Raw genomic sequence first — 24725 nt, 5'->3', positions numbered from 1 at the left:
GATCATGGCGCCGTCTTCCTGGTCGACGACCCGGCCCGCGGTCCGCTGGACGGCCCTGGCGGCGCTGGGGGTCGCCTTGCTGCTGCTCAGCGCGCATACCTTGTCCCTGACCGCGCCCGCGTCGTCCTGGCCATCCATTCTGGCGGGCCGTCCGCCCGACCCGGTCAGCGGCCTGATCTTCGGCCAGGCGGCCTTGCCGCGCCTGGTGATCGGCTGGCTGCTGGGCGCCGCGCTGGGCCTGGCGGGCGTGCTGTTCCAGCAGGCATTGCGCAATCCGCTGGCCGATCCGGCCATGATCGGCGTTTCCTCCGGCGCGTATCTGGCGCTGGCGGCCGCCGTCCTCTACGCGCCGGGGCTGCTGGCGTGGGGGATGGAGGCCGTGGCCCTGGCCGGGGGCGCCGCCGCATGCGCCCTGGTCATGATCGTGGCCTGGCGTTCGCGGTTCTCCGTCATCCACGTGATCCTGGCCGGATTGATCGTCTCGCCGCTGTGCGGCGCGGCCGGCGCGGTGCTTGCCCTGATCCACCATGAATCGCTCAGCGGCCTTTTCATCTGGCAATCCGGATCGCTCGTGCAGAATGGCTGGCAGGGCGTCCGGCGCCTGGCCCCGCAGCTCGCCGTCCTGGCGGTCTGCGTCGTGTCGCTGCGGCGCCCGCTGACCATGCTATCGCTGGACGACGCGCGAGCCATGTCGCTCGGGGTGCGCGTGCCGGCGACGAGATTCGCCGCCATGGCCCTGGGGGTGGTCCTGAGCGCGGTCACCGTGGCCGGCGCCGGCGTGCTCGGTTTCATCGGCCTGATGGCGCCGAACCTGGGCCGCATGCTGGGAGCCCGCACCTTCGGCCAGAACCTGGCGGCTGCTCCCTTGATCGGCGCCTTGCTGCTATGGGCCGCCGATCAGGCCGTGCAGCTGGCGGGACCTGCCGCCGGCCAGGTGCCCACCGGCAGCGCCTGCGCCCTGGTGGGGGCGCCGCTGTTGCTCTGGTTGTTGCTCAGGCGGCGGATCGTTTCGGCGGATCGTCCCGCCTCGGAAGGTTCCGTGGTCCTGCGCCACCGGCCGGCTTCCCGCCGGCTGGTGGCGCTGTTCGCCCTGGCGTGCCTCGCGTGCGCGGCGGTCGCCCTGCTGCTGGGCCGCACGCCGCAGGGCTGGGCCTGGGCGTGGGGGGACGGATGGCCGGTGGCGCGGGACTGGCGGCTGCCGCGCGTGATGGCGGCGGGCGTCGCCGGCGCGCTGCTGTCCATGGCGGGCTCCCTCCTGCAGCGGCTCACGGGCAATGCCCTGGCCAGCCCCGAAGTGCTGGGGGTGTCCACGGGCGCCTCGCTGGGAGTCGTCGGGATGCTGCTCCTGGCGAATTCGCTGCATCCGGCGGGCCTGCTGGCCGCGTCCGGCCTGGGCGCGCTGATCAGCCTGATCGCCATCCTGGCGCTGAACTGGCACTCCGGCTTCGCGCCGCAGCGGCTGCTGCTGGCGGGTGTCGCGCTGTCCACGCTGTTCACCGCCTGCGCCGCCTACCTGCTCTCCAGCGGCGATCCGCGCGCCTTCATGCTGCTGACCTGGATGTCGGGGTCCACCTACCATGCGACGATGGCCGCGGTCTGGCCGGGAGTGTTTCTGCTGGCGGCAAGCCTGTTCCCGGCGGTGGCGGCGCGGCGTTGGCTGGCTATCCTGCCGCTGGCGGAGCCGTCCGCGCGGTCCCTGGGCGTGCGCGTCGCTGCGGCACGCTCGTATTTCCTGATGATCGTCGCCGTGGCGACCGCGGGCGCCACGATGCTGGTCGGCCCGCTGACCTTCGCGGGCCTGCTGGCACCGCACCTGGTCCGGGGCCTGGGGCTGCGGCGGCCGGGCCTGGACCTGGCCGGATCGGCCCTTGCGGGGGCGGCGCTGATGATTCTGGCCGATTGGGTCGGGCGGGTCGCGGCGTTTCCCTGGCAGGTGCCGGCCGGCCTGGTCGCCATGATGATCGGCGGACCCTTTTTCCTGTGGCTGTTATGGAGAAGAAATGACTGTGCTTGAGCCGGAGGCGCCCGCGCCATCGCAGCGATCGCTGCTCAGGGAGATCGTGCGGCTGCTGCGCCCGTTCTGGAAGGTCGCGGTGTTCGCGACGATCATGGGCGCGTTGAGCGGGCTGTCTACCGCATGGCTGCTGGCGACCGTGAACAGGGCGCTGCATGCGGCGGAGGGCGTGCGGGCGGATGGAATGCCGGCGGACCTCCTGCTGTCGTTCGCGGCGCTGTGCGTCCTGATCGTCGCGGGAGAAATCGCCTCCGATCTGGGCAACGGCCTCGTGGGCCAGAACGTGGTGGCGGGTTTGCGCGCGGACCTGTCGCAGAGGATCCTGTCGGCGCCCATCGCGGAGATCGAACGTTTCCGCGCGCATCGGATCACGACGGTGCTGAACCAGGACATCGATACGATCAGCACCTTCACATTCGGTTTCTCCAGCCTGGCGATCGCCGCGGCCGTCACGCTGGGCTGTTTTGCCTATCTGGCGCTGCTGTCGCCGCCGCTGTGCCTGATCGTGGCCGTCGCCATCGCGCTGGGCAGCTGGGCGCACGCGTTTGCCCGGCGGCTCGGGCGGCGCGGCTTCGAGGCCGCGCGGCAGGCCCAGGACGAACTGCAGGGGCAGTACCGCGCCATCACCGAAGGGGCGAAAGAGCTGCGGATCGACCGCCGGCGGCGCCGGCACGTGCGCGACGCGCAGCTGATGGTCACGATCGAGCGGATCCGCAGCCTGCGGGTGCGCGCCATGCGCGTCTTCATGTCCGCCAATGCGTTCGGTTCGGTGCTGTTCTTCGCGGTCATCGGGCTGGTGCTGCATCTGCAGGGCCGGCTGCCGGTGGACGCGCCGGCCCTGTCGGGCTTCGTGATCGTGCTGCTCTATGTGAAAGGGCCGCTGGCGCAGCTGATCGGCGCCTTGCCGCTGCTCGGGCAGGCCCAGGTGGCGATGCGGCGGGTGGCGGAGCTTTCGCTGCGCTTCTCCAGTCCGGAGTCGGGGCTGTCCAGGCAGGGAACGGAGAACCGGGAAATCCGCGCTCCCCGGTCGATTGACATGCGGCGGGTCGCCTATTCGTATCCCGCAGGCCCGGGCGCCAGCCGGTTCACACTGGGGCCCATCGATCTCCGGATCCGTGCGGGAGAGATGCTGTTTCTGGTCGGCGACAACGGCAGCGGCAAGACGACGCTGATCAAGCTGCTGCTGGGCCTGTACGACCCTCAGGAGGGGGTGATCCTGATGGATGGCGAGCCCGTGGTGGCCGGCAACCGGGATGATTACCGGCAGTTGTTCGGCACCGTGTTTTCCGATTATTACCTGTTCGACGACGTGGTCGTGCGCCCGGGCCGGGAAGCCGAGGCTGCCGCCTACCTGGACCGCCTGGAGCTGGGCCACAAGGTGTCCTTGAAAGCGGGGCGGTTTTCGACCCTGGACCTTTCCACGGGCCAGCGCAAGCGCCTGGCGCTGGTGCATGCCTATCTGGACAAGCGCCCCATCCTGGTGTTCGATGAATGGGCGGCGGACCAGGATCCGGCCTTCCGCCAGGTGTTCTACACGGAGATCCTGCCCGAACTCAAGCGCAGCGGCCGTACGCTCGTCGTCATTTCGCACGACGACCGGTATTTCCATGTGGCCGACCGGGTCGTCCATCTGGCCGACGGCCGGATCGTGGAGGACGCGGCCGCGCCGGAGCTCGTGCGATGAATCGCCGGTGCGCGGGCCGGGCCGGGCCTTCTTCGCCGCCGGCCGACGCGGCGGGCGCGGCGGCGGCATTGCTGGAAGCCAGGCAGGTGGGATTCCAGATCGACGGGCGGGCGGTGCTCCATCCGGTCTCGCTCACCCTCTCCGGCGGCAGGATGATCGGCGTCATAGGCGCGAACGGCTCGGGCAAGTCCACCCTGGGGCGCATCCTGGCGCGCCAGGCGGAGCCGTCGTGCGGCCGGCTCCTGGTCGGCGGCCGGCCTGCGGGCTCGATCGCGGCCCGCCGGTTCGCCTGCGAAGTGGCCTACCTGCCCCAGGACATTCCCGCGGCGGCGGGAATGATGGTCGAGGAACTGGTGGCGCTGGGGCGCTATCCCTGGCTGGGCGCGTTCAGGTCGCTGGGCGCGGCCGATCGGGCCTGCGTCGAGGAAAGCATGGCGATCACGCGGGTGTCCGGACTGTCGCGGCGCTTCGTCGATGCCCTGTCGGGCGGCGAGCGGCAGCGGGTATGGCTGTCGATGCTGGTCGCCCAGCAGGCCAGGGCGCTGGTGCTCGACGAGCCGACCTCGGCGCTGGACATCCGCCACCAGGTCGAAGTCCTGTCGCTGCTGCGCGAGCTGTGCCGGTCGCGCGGGCTGGGGGTGGTCATCATCCTGCACGACATCTATATGGCGGGCCGGTATTGCGATGAAATCGTGGCCCTGCGCCAGGGGCGCGTCGTCGCGCAAGGAAGCGGCGAAAATGTGCTTCGGCCCGAGGTGCTGAAGGCGATCTACGACGTGGACATGGACGTGATGGTCCATGGCCCATCGGGCGATCGGGTGGCCTGCCTGCGCGCATGACGTCGATCGGCGCGTCCATGCCTCCGGGGCGCTGTCGGAGCCCACCCCCACATCCCCGGCGGAGCCGCCAAAATGCGACCTGCGCCCCGGGGGCATGGATGCGCCGATGAGCTTTACGAATCCATCCCTCCCAACACCACTTCCCACAGCTGGCCCACCGCCTCGCGCTCGCGCATGAATTCCGCCTGCGGCACGCGCGCCTTGTCGGCGCCCTGCAGGCGCAGCGCGTGCTGGCGCCGGCGAAAGACCCGGTAGGCGTTCGCCGCCTCGGCCGCCAGCGTCCCGGGGATCAGGCCGGCGCGCGCCGCCAGGCCCAGCAGGGCGATGTTGCCCAGATTGTCCAGCAGTTCGGGGTGGGCGCCGGCCTGGCTCAGCACCAGGAACTGGGTGATGAACTCGATGTCCACCATGCCGCCCCGGTCGTGCTTCAGGTCGAAGTCGCCGCTGCGGTTGGGGTGCCCCTGGGAAATCTTGTCGCGCATGGCCAGGACCTCGCGGCGCAGGGCCTCGGGGTCGCGCGGCAGCAGCAGGATGCGCCGGCGGATGTCCTCGAAGCGGGCGCCGATGGCGGCGTCGCCCGCCACGAAGCGCGCCCGGGTCAGGGCCTGGTGTTCCCAGGGCCAGGCCTGCGTCAGCTGGTAGTGCTCGAAGGCGTCGATGGGCAGGGCCAGCAGCCCGGCGTCGCCGTCCGGGCGCAGGCGCAGGTCGATCTCGTAGAGCCGGCCCGACGAGGTCAGGGTGGACAGCCAGGACGCCACCCGGCGCCCCAGCTTGGCGTAGCGCTCGCCGGCCTCCTGGTCCGGGTCGTCGTAGAGGAAGACCAGGTCCAGGTCCGAGGCGTAGCCGATTTCCTTGCCGCCCAGCTTGCCGTAGGCAATGATGGCGAAGCGCGGCTCGCCCGGGTCGGCGCGGCGTTCGCGCGGCAGCACCTGGGGCCAGACCCGGCGGATGGCCTCGGCCAGCATCAGGTCGGCCAGGGCCGACAGATGGTCGGCCAGCCCCTCGACGCTGATGACGTTCTCCAGATCCTGGGCCAGCAGCTGGAAGGTGATCTGGTGCTGCACGTCGCGCATCAGGTTCATCTGCTGCTCCACGTCGGGCTGGCCGTCGGGCAGCAGGCAGGCGTCCAGGTCGCTGCGCAGCTGTTCGGCCAGGGCGGGGAAGTCGGGCGCCTGCATCAGGCTGCGCCATTCGATCAGGCTGTCGAGCAGCAGGGGGTAGCGGGTCAGGTATTCCGAGGCCCAGGGGCTGGCCTGGACGATGCGCGCCACGCGGGCCAGGGTTTCCGGATATTCGGCGAGCAGCGCCAGGTAGGCGCTGCGCTGGGCGATGTGCTCCACCAGGTTCAGCAGCCGCTGCAGCGCGACGAGCGGATCGTCGGTGCGCGCCGCCGCCCGGGTCAGGCCCGGCAGCAGGGCGTGCAGGCGCTGCAGGCTGGCGCGCGGCAGGCTGCGGATCCGGTGGCTGTCGAGCAGGGCGTCGATGCGCGCCTGCATGGCGTCGGCCAGGCTGTCCGGCAGCGCCGCCTCCGGCGGCTCGGCCTGCGGGGCTTCAGGCTCCTGCGCATCGCCGCCCATGCCGGCGATGCGGAAGGCGTCGCGGAAGCACTGCGAGACGCAGGCGCGGTGCCGGTCCAGCTCGGCCAGGAAGCCGGCCGCATCCGTGCAGCCCATGGCCCGGGCCAGGGCCGCCATGCCCTCGTCCGTGCGCGGCAGCAGGTGGGTCTGCTCGTCCTCGCGGTATTGCAGCATGTGCTCGACCCGCCGCAGGTGGACGTAGGCGGCCTCCAGGCCGGCGGCCTGGGCCTCGTCCAGGATGCCGGCGCGGCGCTGCTTGTGCAGGGCCGCCAGCAGGTTGCGCTGCTGCAGGGAGGGCTGGCGGCCGCCCCGGATCAGCTGGTTGAGCTGGACGACGAACTCGATCTCGCGGATGCCGCCTTCGCCCAGCTTGATGTTGTGGCGGGTGTCCAGGCCCTTGCGCGCCTGGGCGCGGCGCTGCCAGTCCATGCGGATGCGCTCGCGCAGGCCGCGCAGGGCCGAGAGCGCGTCGAAATCGAAGTACTTGCGGTACACGAAGGGCCGCCGCAGGGATTCGACGTCGCGCGCCTGGGCGGCGAAGGCCGCCTCGTCGAACAGCGGGCAGGGGATCAGGCGGGCCTTGAGCCAGGCGTAGCGTTCCCATTCGCGCCCCTGGACCACCAGGTAGTTCTCCAGCGCCGCCAGGCTCCAGGCGAGCGGCCCGCCGTCGCCGTCCGGGCGCAGGCGCAGGTCGGTGCGAAAGACGATGCCGTCAGCGTCGGGCTCCGACAGGATCGGCATCATCAGCCGGCAGACCTTGCCGTAGAACTCGTGGTTGCTGATGCGCCGCCGGCCGTCGGTCTCGCCGTCGGCGTCGTAGAGCATGATCAGGTCGATGTCCGAGGAGACGTTCAGCTCCTTGCCGCCCAGCTTGCCCATGCCCAGGATCAGCATGTCCTGCGGCGCGCCGGTGTCGGCATGGCGGGGCGTGCCGTGCGTCTCCATCAGCGTGTGCATGGCGCAGGCGTAGGCCTCGCCCACCGCCAGGTCGGCGAGCTGCGACATGGCCGCCACGACCTCGTGCAGGGGCGCCAGCCCGGCGACGTCGCGCACCGTCAGCGTGGCGAAGACCCGGGCGCGCAGCCGCCGCAGGGCGCGCCGCAGGTCCGCCTGGGGAATCGGCCGGGTGGCGCCGGGGCCGAGCAGCTCCGCGTACCAGTCGGTGAGGGTCTTGCGGGTGACGGGCTGGGCGGCGTCGGCCGCCAGGCGCGATTCCTGCTCCGGGTGGGCCGTGAGATGGCGCCGCAGGGCGCCGGACCATTGCAGGGCGGGCTTGAATATAATGGTCTCGGACATGGGGACGGCCTGCGGTGGGCGGGACCGGCTCGGCGCGGCGGCGGCCGCGTGGCGGGTTCCGGAGGTTTCCAAAGGGTTCCTAACATACTGCAAAAGGTGGCATGCGCCAATCCATTTCACGCCGTGGCTCCTCCTGGGGCCGCCGGCTCCTGGCGGTCGCCGTCGGCCTGTATTTCTGCCTCGGGATCGCGCTGCTGGCCTTGCGCTATGCCGTGCTGCCGCAGATCGACGCCTGGCGTCCCCGCATCGACGCGCGGCTGTCCCAGGCGCTGGGCATCCAGGTCGAACTGGGCCCCATCCAGGTCCGCTGGCATGGCTGGAAACCCGAATTCGACGTGCGCGGCACGCGCCTGCGGGCCGCCGACGGCCGCGACCTGCTGACCCTGCCCGAGGCGCGCGTCCGGCTGGACTGGCGGGCCGCCCTGCCGGGCCGCCGCGGGCTGCTGGACCTGCGGGTGCGCGGCATGGACCTGACGCTGGACCGGCTGCCGGACGGGCGCCTCAGCCTGCTGGGCCAGATCCTGGATCTCGGGGGGACGCAGGACCTCGGCGGCGCGCCCGCCCTGGGATGGCTGCTGGCCCAGCCCCGCATCGCCTTTCTCGACACGACCCTGCGCTGGGTGGACCAGGCGCGCGCGGCGCCCGAACTGCGCCTGGAAGGCGTCGAGGCCGTGCTGGCCCGCGAAGCCGGGGGCGCGCTCGGCGTGTCCCTGAGCGCCCGGGTGCCGGACGCGGCCGACGCCCGGCTGGACCTGCGCGCGCAACTGGCCGATCCCGACGGGCTGGCGCACGGCCGCCTGCCCTCGGACTGGCAGGCCTGGCTGCGGGTCGGGCCGGTCCGGTCGCGGGCCTGGCGTCCCTGGGTGGAGCTGCCGGACGCCCTGTTGCAGGGCGGCGTGCAGGCGCAGGCCTGGGTCCAGACGCGGCGCGGGCGGCCCCGCCTGACCCTGCTGCTGGGGACCGATGCCGTGCGCTGGGCGGCGGACTCGGGCCTGTCGCTGGACATGCCCCGGGCCGGAATCTGGGCCGCCGGCGCGCTGGACCAGTGGCAGGCCCTGGGCCAGGGCGAGCCGATGCCCGACGGCCTGGATTTCCAGGTGCGCTCCCAGGGCGCGCGCGGCACCGTGCCGGCCCTGTTCGCCCAGCCCCTGTCCCTGGGCTTCCTGGAGATCCGGGGCCGGCTGCGCCATGCCGACGCCTGGACCCTGAACCTGGAAGAGCTGGCCTGGCGCAATCCCGACATCGCCTTGCGGGGCGCGGGGACCTGGCGGTCGGGCGGACCCGCCGGCCAGGTCGATTTCCAGGGCACGATCGCCCGCGCCCGCCTGGACGCGGTCCACCGCTACCTGCCGCTCGAGGTCAGCCCGGAGGCCCGCGAGTGGCTGGCGGGCGGCCTGCACGCGGGCGAGGTCGTGGACGCCCGCTGGCGGCTGCAGGGCGACCTGACGGAATTCCCCTTCGGCCTGCAGCCGCAGGCGGGCGATTTCCGCCTGCAGGGAAACTTCCGCGGCGCGCGCATCGAGTTCGTGCCCGGGGCGCCGCAGAAGGAGGCCTGGCCGCTGCTGGAAGACGTGGCGGGCACGCTGGACCTGCATCGCACCGACTTGCGGCTGACGGCCTCCACCGCGCGGATGCGCCCCGACTCCGGCCACGAGATCGCCCTGTGGGGGGTGAAGGCCCGGATTCCGGACCTGGAGCACGACTCCACCCTGCAGGTCTCGGGCCGGACCGCCGCCTCCGGCGAGGCCTACATGGCGCTGATCCGCCACTCGCCGCTGGCCGCGCTGCTGGACGGCGTGTTCGACGAGGCGAGCGCCGGGGGCGATTGGGAAGTGCCCCTGTCCCTGACCATCCCCCTGCTGCACGGCGAGGACACCCAGGTCCAGGGGCGCGTGGACCTGCGCCAGGCGAGCCTGCAGTTCCTGCCGCACGCGCCGGCCTTCCAGGCCATCGACGGGCAGCTGCATTTCAGCGAGCAGGGCGTGCGCATCGCCCGGCCCCTGGCCGCGCGGCTGCTGGGCGGGGACGTGAAGATCGGCGGCAGCCTGGGCGGGCCGCAGGACACCGGCCTGGACCTGCAGGGCCGCATCGGCGCCCGGGCGCTGGCGGACTACGTGGGCGTGCCGGGGATGCGGCGGCTCGAAGGCGCGCTGGACTATCGGGCCACCCTGCGCAGGCGGGGGCACGAGACGGCCTTCGTCCTGGAGTCCGACACCCGCGGCCTGGCGCTGGATTTTCCCGCGCCGCTGGCCAAGCCGGCCGAGCAGGCCCGGACGCTGCGCATCCAGTGGTCGGACGCCGACTCCCGCTCGGACCGGCTGACGGCGCAGTACGGCGAGGCGTTGCGCCTGGACCTGCGGCACGAGCGCAAGACCCGCGGCGGGCCCTATTTCCAGGGCGCGTCCGTCGGGGTGGGGCGCGCCGCCGACGCCGACGAGGACGGCCTGCGGGTCGAGGTCGCCTATCCGCTGTTCGACCTGGACCTGTGGAACCGCATCGTGGACGAGTTTTCCATCCCCCGGCGCGGCGGGGCTGGAGCCGGGACCGGGGCCGGGGCCGGGGGCGACAACGGCGCGCGGCGCAAAGCCGGCCGGCCGCTGTGGCCCGACCTGACCCTGCTGAGCATCCAGGCCGACCAGTTGCGGCTGCTGGGCACGCGCCTGGACCAGGCCGTGCTGCGGGTGGTGCGTTCGCCCGAGGAGCAGTGGTCGATGAACCTGCGCTCGGAGCAGAGCAGCGGCACCCTCAAGTGGCAGGAGCGCGACGGCCGCGTGCTGGGGCGCATGTCGGCGCGCTTCGCCCGCCTGAGCCTGGGCGACGACGCGAACGACGCCGGCTCCCTGCTGCCCGAGGCCGGGTCCGACGAGGACGCCTCGTTCGACGACGACCTGGAGATTCCGGGCATCGTGCTGCAGGCCGACGAGCTGCGCCTGTACGGGCACTCGATGGGCGCCCTGTCCCTGGAAGGCGTGCGCGACGGCGCCCATCACGTCTGGCAGCTGAACAACCTGCGCTTGGGCGACGACGATGCCCGCCTGCGCGGGTCGGGCATCTGGCGCCTGCGCGGAGCGGACCGCGGGCTGGAACTGAACGCCTCGGTCCAGGCGCGCAGCCTGGGCGCCTGGATGGACCGGGCCGGCTGGAAGGACGTGATGTCGGGCGGCGAGGGCACGCTCAATGGGCGGTTCCAGTGGCGCAACCTGCCCTGGACGCGCGAAAAGGCGGACCTGAGCGGCAGCCTGCGGATCGAGCTGGACAAGGGGCGCTTCCAGAAGATCGGCTCGCACACGGCCAAGCTGCTGGAGTTCCTGTCCCTGCAGTCCATCACCCGGCTCACGAAGCTGGACCGCGGACTGGCCGGCCTGCCGCAGGACGGCTTTCCCTTCGACCAGCTGCGCAGCGCGCTGGAGCTGGACCGGGGCAAGGTGAAGATCAGCGACTACAAGGTGATCGGGCCGGTGGGCACCATCCTGCTCGAAGGCAGCACCGACATCCTGCACGAGACCCTGGACATGCAGGCCGTCATCGTGCCCAACCTGGACGTCAGCGGCGCGGCCCTGGCCGCCGGCATCGCGGTCAATCCGCTGGTCGGCCTGGGCGCCTTCGTCACGCAATGGCTGCTGAAGGCGCCGCTGGCCAAGAGCATGACGGCGCGCTACCGGGTGACGGGGACCTGGGACGAGCCCAAGGTCACGGAGATCCCCACCGAGGCGGGCGTCCAGGACGCCGGCGGCGGCTGAACGGCCGGCGCGGCGCGCGCTCAGTGCAGCTGCAGGGTCTTCAGGTGCAGGCTGGTCTCGGTGGCCGAAATGCCCTTGATCAGCCGGATGTGCTCCAGCGCCTCGGAGAGCTGGGCGATGTTGGTGACGCGGAGTTCCGCCAGCAGGTCCCAGCGGCCGTTGGTGTCGTGCAGCGCCCAGACCGCCGGCTCGCCCGAGAGGGCATGGATGATGCGCGAGGCCTCGTGGCCCTCGATGGCGATGCTCATCCACGCGACGATTTCCTGCGGCTGCGAATCGGGCCGCACCCGCACGGTATAGCCCAGGATGACGTGGTCGCGCTCCATGCGGGCGATGCGGTTGCAGATGGTGCCGCGCGAGACGCCCAGCTTCTTGGCCAGCGTGGCGACCGAGATGCGCGCGTCGCCGCGCAGGTAGGAAAGGATCTGGTGATCGAGGGAATCCATGGCAGGCCTCGTTGCGATCGCCGTGAGGGTCATGGCCATTGCGATCGTTTTGATGGAATTGTCAGCACAAATATAAAAACTGTTCAAAATACTATCATTTATTGTAGAAAATTGACGCTATGAATTGGCCTCCCCATCGAGAATAATGAGTCCAGCCCCACCGGGAGCGCCCCGGCCAGGCTTCCGGTCCCGCCGGCCCCCGCGGCCCGCGGCGCATCGGCAGCCGGTCCGGCGCGGCGCTCCGGCGGCGGGCACGGACACGATAATCAGACAAGGAGACCCCATCATGGCATTGATGCTGACGACGACCGACGTATCCACGCTGGTCGGCCGCCTGACCGTCCGCAAGGCGCTGGACCTGCTGTCCCGCTACATCCAGGACGATTTCGTGCGCTGGGAATCGTTTGAAAAGACGGCCCGCGTGGCCAGCCACTCGGCGGTCGGCGTGATCGAGCTCATGCCCACGGCCGACGCGGACCGCTATGCCTTCAAGTTCGTCAACGGCCATCCGTACAACCCCGTCCAGGGTCTGCCCACCGTGATGGCCTTCGGCGCCCTGGCCGAGGTCGGCACCGGCCTGCCGCTGCTGCTGAGCGAACTGACGCTGACGACCGCCCTGCGCACGGCCGCCACCTCGGTCGTGGCCGCCCGCGTGCTGGCGCGCCGCGACGCCCGCGTCATGGCGCTGATCGGCAATGGCGCCCAGAGCGAATTCCAGGCGCTGGCGTTCCATCATCTGCTGGGCATCGACGTCCTCAGGGTCTACGACGTCGATCCCGAGGCCACCCGCAAGCTGGTGCGCAACCTGGCCGGCGTTCCGGGCCTGGAGGTCCGGCCGGTGCGCAGCGCCCGCGAGGCCGTGGCCGGGGCGGACATCGTCACGACCGCCACGGCCGACAAGACCAATGCCCTGATCCTGACGCCCGACATGGTCGGGCCGGGCGTGCACGTCAATGCCGTGGGCGGCGACTGTCCGGGCAAGACCGAGCTGCACGCCGACATCCTGACGCGCGCCACGACCTTCGTGGAATTCGAGCCCCAGTCCCGGATCGAGGGCGAGATCCAGCAGATGTCCGCCGATTACCCCGTGGTCCCGCTCTGGGAAGTCCTGGCGGGGCGGCGCCCCGGGCGGCGTTCCGGCGACGAGATCACCGTGTTCGATTCCGTGGGCTTCGCGCTGGAGGATTTCTCCGCCCTGCGCTTCCTGTGGGACCAGGCGCGTGCGCTCGGGATCGGCCGCGCCTTCGAGCTGGTCCCGGAAGCCGGGGACCCGAAGGACCTGTTCGGCGCCATGCGGCGCCTGGACGCCGGCCCGGCGCCGCGGGGCGCCGAAGCGCGGGCGGACGAGGCGGCGCTGGCATGTCCGCACGAAGCCTGAACGCTCGCGGAGCACCATGATGACGGAAAAAGTGGCGGCCCTGATCGGCGTGCCGACCGATGTCGGGGCGGGCGTGCGCGGCGCGTCCATGGGGCCGGAGGCCCTGCGCGTGGCCGGCCTGGCGCGCGCCCTTGCCCGGCAGGGGCTGCGCGTGGAGGACACCGGCAACCTGGGCGGCCCTTTCAATCCCTGGCAGCCGCCGCTCGACGGCTACCGGCATCTGCCCGAGGTGCTGCAGTGGAACCGCGCCGTGTTCGATGCCGTGACGGCACAGCTGCAGGCGGGCCGCATGCCCGTGATGCTGGGCGGCGATCACTGCCTGGGCGTGGGCTCGGTGGGCGCGGTGGCGCGCCACTGCCGCCGCGGGGGGCGTCCCCTGCGGGTGTTCTGGCTGGACGCCCATACGGATTTCAACACGGCGCGCCTGACGCCCAGCGGAAACGTGCACGGCATGCCGGTCGCCTGCCTGTGCGGCTTCGGGCCGGACGCGCTCGTGAACCTGGGCGGCGCGGGCCCCGCGCTGCGGACCCGCGACCTGCGCATGATCGGCATCCGCAGCGTGGACCGCGAGGAGCGCCTGTTCGTCCACGAGCAGGGCCTGGACGTCTACGACATGCGCATGATCGACGAGATCGGGATGCGGGCGGTGATGCAGGCGGCGCTGGCGGACCTGCCGCGGGACGCCCACGTCCACGTCAGCTTCGACGTGGATTTCCTCGACCCGTCCTACGCGCCCGGCGTGGGCACCACGGTGCAGGGCGGCCCCACCTGGCGCGAGGCCCAGCTGTGCATGGAGATGCTGGCCGACACCGGCCAGGTCGCCTCGCTGGACATCGTCGAGCTGAATCCGGCGCTGGACGTGCGCAACGGCACCGCCGAGGCGGCGGTGCAGATGGTCGAAAGCCTGTTCGGCAAGAGCACCCTGGTGCGGGAGAAGCCGCCGACATCCTGATCCCGCCCGCGGGGCGCACGGCCGCCCCGCGGGCCTTCTTCCATGCCTTTTCATCCCCTTCCATAAAAAAGACAGGAGACATACCCATGAAGAACCTGAAGACGCTGGCCGCGGCGCTGATGCTGGCCTGCGGCCTGGGGGCCGGCGGCCCGGCGCAGGCCGAAACCCTGCGCGTCGGCCTGGAGGCCGCCTATCCGCCCTTCAGCGCGCCCAGCGCCAAGGGCGGCTACGTCGGCTTCGACATCGACATCGCCAACGCCCTGTGCAGGCAGATGCAGGTCGAATGCGAGTTCATCGCGCAGGACTGGGACGGCATCATCCCGGCCCTGATGGCGCGCAAGTTCGACGCCATCATCTCGTCCATGGCGGTCACGAAGGAGCGCGCCGAGCAGGTCGATTTCACCGGCCGCTACTACCGCACCTCGATGTCGGTGGCCGTGCCGCGCGATGCCGAGGCCGGCAGCCTGGATGCGGCGGCCTTCAAGGGCAAGGTGGTCGGGGCCCAGTCCTCCAGCACCCCCGGCATGTACGCCGAGGACGTCTACGGCAAGGCCGGCGCCGAAGTGCGCCTGTACCCGACGGCCGACGAGGCGGGCAGCGACCTGGCCAGCGGCCGCCTGGACGCGCTGGTGCACGACAAGTATCCCCTGATCGAATGGATGCGCAAGCGCAGCCATGACTGCTGCAGGCTGCTGGGCGATCTGCCGGGCACCATGGACGACATCGCCATCGCGGTGCGCAAGGGCGACGACGCCCTGCGCACCCGCCTGGACGAGGCCATCCTGGCGATCCGCGCCGACGGCTCCTATCAGCGGATCTCGCAGCGCTACTTCGGCCTCGACATCTACTGACCCCCCGGCAGGCGGCGCGCGCCGCCTTTTGCATGATCCACACGGAGCGGCCCGGCCAGGGCCGATGCTTCCATGCTCGATTTATTGCAATTGCTGTCCTGGGGCGAGAGCGGATGGGGCGACGCCCTGCTGGCCGGCACCCTGGTCACGATCCTGCTGGCGCTGTGCTGCGTGCCCTTCGGCTTCCCGCTGGGCCTGCTGGTGGCGCTGGGCAGCCAGTCGCGGCATGCCGCCGCGCGCCTGTCGGCCACGGTGTTCTCGACCGTGTTCCGCGGCCTGCCCGAACTGCTGACGCTGTTCCTGGTGTACTACGGCAGCCAGATCGCAGCCGAAAGGCTGATGCGCCATTTCGGCTACGAGGGCGGCATCGTCGTCAACGCCTTCGTCGCCGGCGTGGTGGCCTTCAGCCTGGTGCTGGCCGCCTTTTCCAGCGAAGTCTGGCTGGGCGCTTTCAAGGCCATTCCGGCGGGCCAGGGCGAGGCGGCGCGGGCGCTGGGCCTGTCGCGCTGGACCACGCTGCGGCGGGTGACGTTTCCCCAGCTGATGCGGGTGGCCTTGCCGGGCCTGACCAACAACTGGCTCACCCTGCTGAAGGACACTTCGCTGGTCTCGACCATCTCGCTGGCGGACATCATGCGCCAGACCAGCCAGGCCGTCACGGCGACGCGCGAGCCCGTGCTGTTCTACAGCGCGGCCTGCGTGCTCTACCTGATCCTCTCGGCGGCCTCGGGCCTGCTCTTCTCCCGCGCCGAGCACCACTTCTCGCGCCACCTGCACAGGGCCTGACCGCCATGGAATCCGTCACGAGCCTCCTACCCCGTCTCCTCGATCCCGCCCTGCTGGAAACCTACGGCGCGCGCATGCTCGGGGGTTTCTGGATCACGCTCAAGCTGGTGGCGCTGTCCTTCGCGCTGGGGTGGCTGCTGGGCTGGCTGCTGGTGCTGGGGCGGCTGTCGCGCCATCGCCTGGTCCGCGGACTGAGCCGCGGCTACGTCTATTTCTTCCGCGGTTCGCCGCTGCTCGCGCAACTGTTCCTGCTGTACTACGGCATGAGCGCCTTTCGCGGCTTCTGGCAGGCGATCGACCTGTGGTGGTTCTTCCGCGATCCCTGGTGGTGCGCGCTGCTGGCCTTCAGCCTGAACACGGCGGCCTATCAGGCCGAGATCTTCCGCGGCAGCCTGCTGGCCATTCCCGCGGGGCAGAAGGAAGCCTGCCGGGCGCTCGGCCTGGGGCCCGCGCAGTCCTTCCTGCGCGTGATCCTGCCGCAGTCCATGCGCATCGCCATCGGGCCGCTGGGCAACGAAATGATCCTGCTGGTCAAGGCCAGCGCGATCGCCTCCCTGGTCACCGTCTACGACGTGATGGGCGTCACCAAGCTGGCCTATTCCAGGACCTTCGATTTCGAGATCTATCTCTGGGCCGCGGCGCTGTACCTGCTCATCGTCGAGGTGTTGCGGCGCACGCTGCGGATCATGGAGGGACGCCTGTCCCGCCACCTGGGCCGCTGAGCCCCGACTAAGGACCGAATCGCCATGAATGCTCCCCTCCAGCACCGCTATCTGCAACATCCCCGGGCCGAGGACGCGCCCGCCGTCATCGACGCCCCCCGGGCCGAGGACGCGCCCGCCGTCATCGACATCCGGGGCCTGAACAAATGGTACGGCGACTACCACGCCCTGCGGGACATCGACCTGCGCGTCCGCCAGGGCGACCGGGTCGTCCTGTGCGGGCCCTCGGGCTCGGGCAAGTCCTCGCTGATCCGCTGCATCAACCGGCTGGAAGAAGCCCAGCACGGCCGCATCGAGGTCCTGGGCGCCGACATCATGGGGGCCGCGTCCCAGGCGGCGCCGGTCCTGCGGGACGTCGGCATGGTGTTCCAGCACTTCAATCTGTTCCCCCACCTGACGGTGATGGACAACTGCACCCTGGCACCCCTGTCGGTGCGCGGACTGCGGCGCCGGGAGGCGCAGGAGCGCGCCTGCCATTTCCTGGACAAGGTCGGCATGCGGGCGCACCTGCACAAGTACCCGGCCCAGCTTTCCGGCGGCCAGCAGCAGCGCGTGGCGATCGCCCGCGCGCTGTGCATGGAGCCGAAGATCATCCTGTTCGACGAGCCCACGGCCGCCCTCGATCCCGAGATGGTGAAGGAGGTGCTGGACGTGATGGTGCAGCTGGCCGACAGCGGCGTGACGATGCTGTGCGTGACGCACGAGATGGGCTTCGCGCGCCAGGTGGCCGGCCGCGTGCTGTTCCTGGACGAGGGCCGCATCGTCGAGGACGGCGATCCGGCCGCGTTCTTCACCCGCCCGCGCAGCGATCGGGCGCGGGCCTTCCTGCGGCAGATCCTGGCGTGAGGGCCCGCGCCATGAAAAAAGCTCCCGAAGGAGCTTTTTTCATGGGTGGGGGACGACCATCCGATGCGTCATCAGTACACCCCTTGGGCCAGCATGGCGTCGGCCACCTTCACGAAGCCGGCGATGTTGGCGCCGTTCAGGTAGTTGACGGACTTGTCCTGGCTGCCGTAGCGCACGCAGTTTTCGTGGATGTCGCGCATGATGGCGTGCAGCTTGGCGTCGACTTCCTCGCGGGTCCAGTGCAGGCGCTGGGCGTTCTGGCTCATTTCCAGGCCCGACACGGCCACGCCGCCGGCATTGCTCGCCTTGCCGGGCGCGTACAGCACGCCGGCCGCGATGAAGGCTTCGGCCGCCTCGATGGTGGAGGGCATGTTGGCGCCTTCGGCCACGCAGCGCACGCCGTTGGCGATCAGGGTGCGGGCGTCTTCGATCTCGAGTTCGTTCTGCGTCGCGCAGGGCAGGGCCACGTCCACGGGCACGTGCCAGGGGCGCTTGCCGGCTTCGTAGGTCAGGCCGAACTGCCGGGCGTATTCCTCGACGCGGCCGCGCTTTTCGTTCTTCAGCTCGATCAGGGCCGCCAGCTTTTCCGCCGTGAAGCCCGCCGGATCCACCACGCAGCCGTGGGAGTCGGACACCGTGACGACCTTGGCGCCCAGCTGCAGGCATTTCTCGATGGTGTATTGCGCCACGTTGCCCGAGCCCGAGACCGAGACCGTGTAGCCTTCGAGCGACTGGCCGGCGTGCCGGAGCATTTCTTCCGCGAAATAGACCGTGCCGTAGCCGGTGGCCTCGGGGCGGATCAGGCTGCCGCCGAAGGTCAGGCCCTTGCCGGTGAAGACGCAGCCGCTCTGGTTGGACAGCTTCTTCATCATGCCGGCCATGAAGCCGACCTCGCGCGCGCCCACGCCGATGTCGCCGGCCGGCACGTCCGTGTCCGGACCCAGGTGGCGGTGCAGCTCGATCATCAGGGCCTGGCAGAAGCGCATGACCTCGGCGTCGGACTTGCCCTTGGGATCGAAGTCGGAGCCGCCCTTGCCGCCGCCCATGGGCAGGGTGGTCAGCGCGTTCTTGAAGGTCTGCTCGAAGGCCAGGAACTTCAGGATGGAGAGATTCACCGACGGGTGGAACCGCATGCCGCCCTTGTAGGGGCCGATGGCCGAACTGTGCTGGATGCGGAAGCCCCGGTTGACCTGGATCCGGCCGGCGTCGTCCATCCAGCTGATGCGGAACTGCAGGGCGCGCTCGGGTTCGACGAGCCGCTCGAGCAGGGCCTGGCTGGCGTAGCGCGGATTCTGCTGGATGAAGGGCCACAGGCTGTGCATGACTTCTTTCACGGCCTGCATGAATTCGGGTTGGTGCGGGTCCCGTGACTGGACCCGGGTTAGGAACTGATCGACGGAAGGAAGTGTCATCAAAAGTGCTCGCTTGTGCTTATTTCTTCATCATGTCAAAAAATTCGGCGTTGTTTTTGGTGGCCCGGATTTTGTCCAGGATGAATTCCATGGCGTCAACGTCATCCATGTCGTGGATGAACTTGCGCAGTACCCAGATCTTCTGTAGAAGCTCGGGCTTGATCAGGAGCTCTTCGCGACGCGTGCCGGATTTGTTCAGGTTGATGGCCGGGTAGATGCGTTTCTCGGCCAGTCGGCGCTCCAGGTGCACCTCGGAATTGCCGGTGCCCTTGAATTCTTCGTAGATCACCTCGTCCATGCGGCTGCCGGTTTCGATCAGGGCCGTGCCGATGATCGTCAGGGAGCCGCCTTCCTCCAGGTTGCGCGCCGCGCCGAAGAAGCGCTTGGGGCGCTGCAGGGCGTTGGCGTCCACCCCGCCGGTCAGGACCTTGCCGGAGGCCGGCACCACGGTGTTGTAGGCGCGCGCCAGGCGGGTGATCGAATCCAGCAGGATGACCACGTCCTTCTTCATTTCGACCAGGCGCTTGGCCTTTTCGATGACCATTTCGGCGACCTGGACGTGGCGCGTGGCCGGCTCGTCGAAGGTGGAGGCCACGACCTCGCCGCGCACGGTGCGCTGCATTTCGGTGACTTCCTCGGGGCGCTCGTCCACCAGCAGCACGATCATCACGGCGTCGGGGTAGTTGTCCGTGATGGCATGCGCGATGTGCTGCATGATCACGGTCTTGCCGGACTTCGGGCTGGCGACGATCAGCGCGCGCTGGCCCTTGCCGATGGGCGCGAAGATGTCCATGATGCGCCCGGTGATGTTTTCCTTGCTCTTGATGTCGCGCTCGAGCACCAGCGGCTCGTCGGGGTGCAGCGGCGTCAGGTTCTCGAACATGATCCGGTGCTTGATGGCTTCCGGGACCGTGCCGTTGACCTTGTCCACCTTGACCAGGGCGAAGTAGCGTTCGCCGTCCTTGGGCGTGCGGACTTCGCCTTCGATGGAGTCGCCGGTGTGCAGGTTGAAGCGCCGGATCTGCGAGGGCGAGATGTAGATGTCGTCGGTGCTGGCCAGATAGGACGTTTCCGGCGAGCGCAGGAAACCGAAGCCGTCGGGCAGGACTTCCAGGACCCCGTCGCCGAAGATCTGCTCGCCCTGCTTGGCCCGCCGTTTCATGATCGCAAACATCAGTTCCTGTTTGCGCAGCCGATTGGCGTTTTCGATCTCGAGACCGGCGGCCATTTCGAGCAGCTGCGAAACGTGCAGCGCTTTGAGTTCGTTCAGGTGCATGGGAAAGAGGGGAGAGGGAAGGAAAGTGGAGGTCGTCGGATGGCTGGCGAACCCGGGACCGGGTTCGCGCGCGGAATCAAAGCGGATGGAGGGGGAAGGTCAGAGGGCTTCGTCGAGGAATGCCTGGAGCTGCGCGCGGGACAGGGCGCCGACCTTGGTGGCGGCGACCTTGCCGTCCTTGAACAGCATCAGGGTGGGGATGCCGCGGATGCCGTACTTGGCCGCGCTGTCGGGGTTTTCGTCGACGTTCAGCTTGGCGATGGTGACGCGGCCCTTGTACTGGGCGGCGGCTTCGTCGAGCAGGGGGGCGACCATTTTGCAGGGGCCACACCATTCGGCCCAGTAGTCGACCAGAACGGGCAGGCTGGATTGGAGCACGTCGCCCGAAAAGGACGCGTCGCTGACGTGCTTGATGGAGTCACTCATGTCGTGTGCGCGGATGCGAGGATAAGAGAAGACGGCGGACCGGAATGAAACCGCCCGGAGGAAGGGCGCGTCGGTCCAATGGCGATAAGCATACCATTAATTCTCCGTAAAATAGGCGTCTTTTGAACCACACAGACGGACGGAAAACATTGAGCACCGCACGCTACGACGAGTCGTCGATCCGCGTCCTCAAGGGCCTGGAGCCCGTGCGCCAGCGGCCCGGGATGTACACGCGCACCGACAATCCGCTGCACATCGTCCAGGAAGTCGTGGACAACGCCGCCGACGAGGCGCTGGCCGGGTACGCCCGCGAAATCGCCGTCGTGCTGCACGCCGACGGCAGCCTGACGGTCGAGGACGACGGGCGCGGCATTCCGGTGGGCGAGCACCCCGAGGAACACGCGCCCGTGGTCGAGCTGGTCTTCACCCGGCTGCACGCGGGCGGCAAGTTCAGCAAGGCCGACGGCGGCGCCTACGCCTTTTCCGGCGGCCTGCACGGCGTGGGGGTGTCGGTCACCAACGCCCTGTCCACGCGGCTGGAAGTCACCGTCTGGCGCGACGGCGGCGAATGGCGCATCGTCTTCGCCGACGGGAACGTGATCGAGCCGCTCGCCCGAGTGGGCAGCGTCGGGCGGCGGCGCTCCGGCACCCGCGTGCGGGTCTGGCCGGATGCGCGCTACTTCGACCAGGCCCAGGTGCCGCTGGGCGACCTGGAGCACGCGCTGCGCAGCAAGGCGGTGCTGCTGCCGGGCACGCGGGTGACGCTGACGCTGGAAAAATCCGGCCAGCGGCGCGAATGGCATTACGAATCGGGCCTGCGCGGCTACCTGGGCGAAGCCCTGGGCGGCGCGCCGACCCTGGCGCCGCCCTTCGAGGGCGCGCAGTACGCGGGGCCGGACGACGAGCAGTACGCGCCGGGCGAGGGCGCCCAGTGGGTCGTGGCCTGGACCGAGGACGGCCCGGTGGTGCGTGAGTCCTACGTCAACCTGATCGCCACGCCGGCCGGCGGCACCCACGAATCGGGCCTGCGCGAAGGCCTGTTCAACGCCGTCAAGTCCTTCGCCGAGCTGCACAACCTGCTGCCCAAGGGCATCCGCCTGCTGCCCGAGGACGTGTACGCGCGCGCCAGCTTCATCCTGTCGGCCAAGATCCTGGATCCGCAGTTCCAGGGCCAGATCAAGGAGCGCCTGAACAGCCGCGACGCGGTGCGCCTGGTGGGCGGGTTCCTGCGCAACGCGCTGGAGCTCTGGCTGCACGCCAATGTGGAATACGGCCGCAGGATCGCCGAGCTGGCCATCGGCCAGGCGCAGGCCCGTTCACGCGCCGCGCGCAAGGTCGAGAAGCGCAAGGGTTCGGGGGTGGCCGTGCTGCCGGGCAAGCTCACCGACTGCGAATCGACGGACGTGAACCGCACCGAGGTCTTCCTGGTCGAGGGCGATTCGGCGGGCGGCTCGGCCAAGATGGGCCGCGACAAGGAATTCCAGGCCATCCTGCCGCTGCGCGGCAAGATCCTGAACGCCTGGGAAGTCGAGCGCGACCGGCTGTTCGCCAACCAGGAGATCCACGACATCTCCGTGGCCATCGGCGTCGATCCGCATGGGCCCGGCCAGGAGGCCGACCTCTCGGGCCTGCGCTACGGCCGCATCTGCATCCTGTCGGACGCGGACGTGGACGGCGCGCACATCCAGGTGCTGCTGCTGACCCTGTTCCTGCGCCATTTCCCGCGCCTGATCGAGGCCGGGCACGTCTACATCGCCCGTCCGCCGCTGTTTCGCGTGGACGTGCCGGCGGCCGGCAAGCGCCCGGCGCGCAAGCTCTACTGCCTGGACCAGGCGGAGCTGGACGCGGTGCTGGACAAGCTGCGCGGCGAGGGCCTGCGCGAAGGCGGCTGGCGCATCAGCCGCTTCAAGGGCCTGGGCGAGATGAACGCCGAGCAGCTCTGGGACACGACGCTGAACCCGGATACCCGCCGCCTGGCGCGGGTGCGCCACGGCGACGAGGGCCTGACCGCCTCGGCGCGCATGTTCGACATGCTGATGGCGCGCGGCGAGGCCGCGCAGCGGCGCGGCTGGCTGGAAGAAAAAGGCAATCTGGCCGACGTGGACGTTTGAGGAACGGGAATGGATCTGGATCTGAATCGGAGTGAATCGAACGGCGGGGACGACGACGGCCTGGTGCTGGCGTGCTACGCCGAGCAGGCCTACCTGGACTACGCCGTGTCGGTGGTGCGCGGCCGCGCGCTGCCGGAGGTGTCCGACGGCCAGAAGCCGGTGCAGCGGCGCATCCTGTACGCCATGGACGCCATGGGCCTGGGGCCGCAGGCGCGGCCCGTGAAGTCCGCCCGCGTGGTGGGCGACGTGCTGGGCAAATACCATCCGCACGGCGACCAGGCGGCCTACGACGCCATGGTGCGCATGGCGCAGGACTTCGCCCTGCGCTATCCGCTGATCGACGGGCAGGGCAACTTCGGCTCGCGCGACGGCGACAACGCCGCCGCCATGCGCTACACCGAGGCCCGCCTGACGCCGTTCTCCCGGCTGCTGCTCGACGAGCTGGACGAGGGCACGGTCGATTTCGCGGCCAACTACGACGGCAGCCAGCAGGAGCCCGTGTGCCTGCCGGCGCGCCTGCCCGTCGTGCTGCTGAACGGCGCCTCGGGCATCGCGGTGGGCATGGCCACGGAGATCCCCTCGCACAACCTGCGCGAGGTCGCCGACGCCTGCGTGGCCCTGCTGCGCAAGCCGGGCCTGCCCGACGAAGACCTGTACGCCCGCGTGCCGGGGCCGGACTTTCCCGGCGGCGGCCAGATCATCACGCCGCCCGGGGACATCGCCCAGATCTACGCCAGCGGCCGCGGCACGCTGAAGGCCCGCGCGCGCTGGCACTTCGAGGACATGGCGCGCGGCCAGTGGCAGCTGGTGGTCACCGAACTGCCGCCCGGCGCCTCGGCCCAGAAGATCCTGGAGACCATCGAGGACCTGACCAATCCCAAGCCGCGCGCCGGCAAGAAGTCCCTGTCGGCCGAGCAGCAGCAGACCAAGGCGCTGGTGCTGGGCATGCTGGATTCGGTACGCGACGAATCCGGCAAGCAGGACCCCGTGCGGCTGGTCTTCGAGCCCAAGACCAGCCGCATCGACCGCGACGAGTTCGTCAACATGCTGCTGGTGCGCACCGGCCTGGAAGGCAACGTGCCGGTGAACCTGGTGTGCATCGACACCGACGGGCGCCCGGGCCAGCGCAGCCTGCGCCAGATCCTGGAGTCCTGGCTGGCCTTCCGCGCCGGGACGGTCACGCGGCGCACCCGCCACCGCCTGGACAAGGTGCTGGACCGCATCCACATCCTGGAAGGCCGCAGCATCGTCTACCTGAACGTGGACGAGGTCATCCGCACCATCCGCGAGGCGGACGATCCCCGCGCGGCGCTGATGGAGCGCTTCCGCCTCACCGAGCGCCAGGCCGACGACATCCTGGAAATGCGCCTGCGCCAGCTGGCCCGGCTGGAAGGCATCCGCATCGAGCAGGAACTGGCGCAGAAGCGCGCGGACCAACTGGCGCTGCAGGAGCTGCTGGACGATCCCGCCGCCTTCAAGCGCCTGATGATCCGCGAGATCGAGGCCGACGCCAAGCAGTACGGCGACGACCGCCGCACGCTGATCGAGCCGGCCGAGCGCGCCGTCCTGGAAACCCAGGTGGTGGACGAACCCGTCACGGTGGTGGTGTCCCAGAAGGGCTGGCTGCGCGCCCGTCAGGGGCACGGCCACGATCCGGCGCAGTTCGGCTTCAAGACCGGCGATTCGCTCTACGACGCCATCGAATGCCGCAGCACGCACGAGCTCATGGCCCTGTCCAGCACCGGCCGCTCCTACAGCATCGCGGTGGCCAGCCTGCCGTCGGCGCGCGGCGACGGGCAGCCGGTGACCTCGATGATCGGCCTGGAGCCGGGCAGCCGCATCGTCCACATGCTGGCGGGCGCGCCCGACCGGCGGGTGCTGCTGGGCGCGGCGTCCGGCTACGGCTTCCTGGCGCGGATCGGCGACCTGTCCACCCGCCAGCACGCCGGCAAGCAGTTCATCACGCTGGACAAGGGCGACACGCTGCTCAAGCCGCTGCTGTTGCGTCCGGACGACACGGCCGTGGCCCTGCTCAGCCGCAAGGGCAAGTTCCTGGTGGTGGCGCTCGACGAGCTCAAGACCCTGGCGAGCGGCGGGCGCGGCACCATCCTGATGGGACTGGACGAGGACGACCGCATCGCCCAGTGGGCCGGCGTGGGCGCCTCGGGCGTGGTGCTGCGCGGCATCTACCGGGCGCGCGACACGGAGCTGGTCCTGACGCCCGAGGAACTCGCCCAGTACGCCGGCCGGCGGGCGCGCAAGGGCCGCCTGCTGGACGTCAAGATCAAGCAGCCCAGCCTCTGGCCGGGAGCGGGGGGCGGGGCGGGGGACTAGAATAGGGTTCCTGCACTGCAACACGCCGATGGAAT

Annotated in this window: 17 protein-coding genes; 12 read left to right on the top strand and 5 right to left on the bottom strand. The window is 70.2% G+C overall.

The window, feature by feature from the left end; translation table 11 throughout:
- Nucleotides 1-4: 4 nt before the first annotated feature.
- From fhuB to HNR28_RS09865, 3 genes are read left to right on the top strand one after another with little or no spacing between them, the layout of a single operon-like run.
- Nucleotides 5-2014, top strand: coding sequence for a Fe(3+)-hydroxamate ABC transporter permease FhuB (gene fhuB / locus HNR28_RS09875; RefSeq protein WP_151023800.1), 2010 nt, complete (start codon nucleotides 5-7; stop codon nucleotides 2012-2014).
- A complete protein-coding gene (locus tag HNR28_RS09870) occupies nucleotides 2001-3698 on the top strand; it encodes a cyclic peptide export ABC transporter (RefSeq protein WP_151023801.1) in 1698 nt (565 codons plus the stop codon). Before fhuB ends, HNR28_RS09870 begins: the two co-directional genes overlap by 14 nt.
- Nucleotides 3695-4537 (top strand): ABC transporter ATP-binding protein, encoded by an 843-nt coding sequence (locus HNR28_RS09865; RefSeq protein ID WP_151023802.1) that lies wholly within the window; start codon nucleotides 3695-3697, stop codon nucleotides 4535-4537. Before HNR28_RS09870 ends, HNR28_RS09865 begins: the two co-directional genes overlap by 4 nt.
- A gap of 113 nt (nucleotides 4538-4650) precedes the next feature.
- On the opposite strand, the gene glnE is transcribed toward HNR28_RS09865, so the two are convergent.
- The gene (gene glnE / locus HNR28_RS09860; RefSeq protein WP_151023803.1) at nucleotides 4651-7410 is read right to left on the bottom strand and encodes a bifunctional [glutamate--ammonia ligase]-adenylyl-L-tyrosine phosphorylase/[glutamate--ammonia-ligase] adenylyltransferase; all 2760 of its coding nucleotides are present in this window, start codon (nucleotides 7408-7410) and stop codon (nucleotides 4651-4653) included.
- Between the two features lie 101 nt (nucleotides 7411-7511).
- Here glnE and HNR28_RS09855 point away from each other — a divergent pair, with 101 nt between their 5' ends.
- Nucleotides 7512-11150, top strand: coding sequence for a YhdP family protein (locus HNR28_RS09855; RefSeq protein WP_151023804.1), 3639 nt, complete (start codon nucleotides 7512-7514; stop codon nucleotides 11148-11150).
- 20 nt (nucleotides 11151-11170) lie between these two features.
- On the opposite strand, the gene HNR28_RS09850 is transcribed toward HNR28_RS09855, so the two are convergent.
- Nucleotides 11171-11596, bottom strand: coding sequence for an Lrp/AsnC family transcriptional regulator (locus HNR28_RS09850; protein ID WP_043681802.1), 426 nt, complete (start codon nucleotides 11594-11596; stop codon nucleotides 11171-11173).
- Between the two features lie 286 nt (nucleotides 11597-11882).
- Here HNR28_RS09850 and HNR28_RS09845 point away from each other — a divergent pair, with 286 nt between their 5' ends.
- From HNR28_RS09845 to HNR28_RS09820, 6 genes are all read left to right on the top strand, one after another.
- Nucleotides 11883-12974, top strand: coding sequence for an ornithine cyclodeaminase (locus HNR28_RS09845; RefSeq protein ID WP_151023805.1), 1092 nt, complete (start codon nucleotides 11883-11885; stop codon nucleotides 12972-12974).
- Nucleotides 12975-12990: 16 nt separating this feature from the next.
- On the top strand, nucleotides 12991-13926 hold the full coding sequence (rocF, locus tag HNR28_RS09840) for an arginase (protein WP_409360329.1): 936 nt from the start codon (nucleotides 12991-12993) through the stop codon (nucleotides 13924-13926).
- 86 nt (nucleotides 13927-14012) lie between these two features.
- Complete coding sequence (locus tag HNR28_RS09835) at nucleotides 14013-14777, top strand: transporter substrate-binding domain-containing protein (protein WP_151023806.1); 765 nt, start codon at nucleotides 14013-14015, stop codon at nucleotides 14775-14777.
- Nucleotides 14778-14849: 72 nt separating this feature from the next.
- Nucleotides 14850-15563, top strand: a complete 714-nt coding sequence (locus HNR28_RS09830; protein WP_043681811.1) for an ABC transporter permease — start codon at nucleotides 14850-14852, stop codon at nucleotides 15561-15563.
- A 5-nt stretch (nucleotides 15564-15568) separates the two neighbouring features.
- Entirely contained in the window at nucleotides 15569-16285 is a 717-nt protein-coding gene (locus HNR28_RS09825; RefSeq protein ID WP_043681814.1) for an ABC transporter permease, read from the top strand.
- A 24-nt stretch (nucleotides 16286-16309) separates the two neighbouring features.
- Nucleotides 16310-17131 carry an amino acid ABC transporter ATP-binding protein gene (locus HNR28_RS09820; RefSeq protein ID WP_151023807.1) on the top strand — a complete coding sequence of 274 codons (822 nt, stop codon included), beginning with the start codon at nucleotides 16310-16312 and terminating at the stop codon, nucleotides 17129-17131.
- Between the two features lie 71 nt (nucleotides 17132-17202).
- Here HNR28_RS09820 and gdhA read toward each other — a convergent pair whose 3' ends face one another.
- The 3 genes from gdhA to trxA form a co-directional block, all read right to left on the bottom strand.
- A complete protein-coding gene (gdhA, locus tag HNR28_RS09815; protein WP_043681817.1) occupies nucleotides 17203-18543 on the bottom strand; it encodes an NADP-specific glutamate dehydrogenase in 1341 nt (446 codons plus the stop codon).
- A 19-nt stretch (nucleotides 18544-18562) separates the two neighbouring features.
- Nucleotides 18563-19819, bottom strand: a complete 1257-nt coding sequence (gene rho, locus HNR28_RS09810; RefSeq protein ID WP_043681821.1) for a transcription termination factor Rho — start codon at nucleotides 19817-19819, stop codon at nucleotides 18563-18565.
- 99 nt (nucleotides 19820-19918) lie between these two features.
- The gene (gene trxA / locus HNR28_RS09805) at nucleotides 19919-20245 is read right to left on the bottom strand and encodes a thioredoxin TrxA (RefSeq protein WP_043681826.1); all 327 of its coding nucleotides are present in this window, start codon (nucleotides 20243-20245) and stop codon (nucleotides 19919-19921) included.
- A 149-nt stretch (nucleotides 20246-20394) separates the two neighbouring features.
- On the opposite strand from trxA, the gene HNR28_RS09800 reads away from it, so the two are divergent.
- A complete protein-coding gene (locus HNR28_RS09800) occupies nucleotides 20395-22356 on the top strand; it encodes a DNA topoisomerase IV subunit B (RefSeq protein WP_276808435.1) in 1962 nt (653 codons plus the stop codon).
- Between the two features lie 9 nt (nucleotides 22357-22365).
- On the top strand, nucleotides 22366-24690 hold the full coding sequence (parC, locus tag HNR28_RS09795) for a DNA topoisomerase IV subunit A (protein ID WP_151023808.1): 2325 nt from the start codon (nucleotides 22366-22368) through the stop codon (nucleotides 24688-24690).
- Nucleotides 24691-24725 lie beyond the last annotated feature (35 nt).

Source organism: Castellaniella defragrans, from assembly GCF_014203015.1.
GTDB lineage: Bacteria > Pseudomonadota > Gammaproteobacteria > Burkholderiales > Burkholderiaceae_B > Castellaniella > Castellaniella defragrans.
Note: the sequence above shows the minus strand (reverse complement) of the source record. Positions and strands in the feature narration are given on the sequence as shown.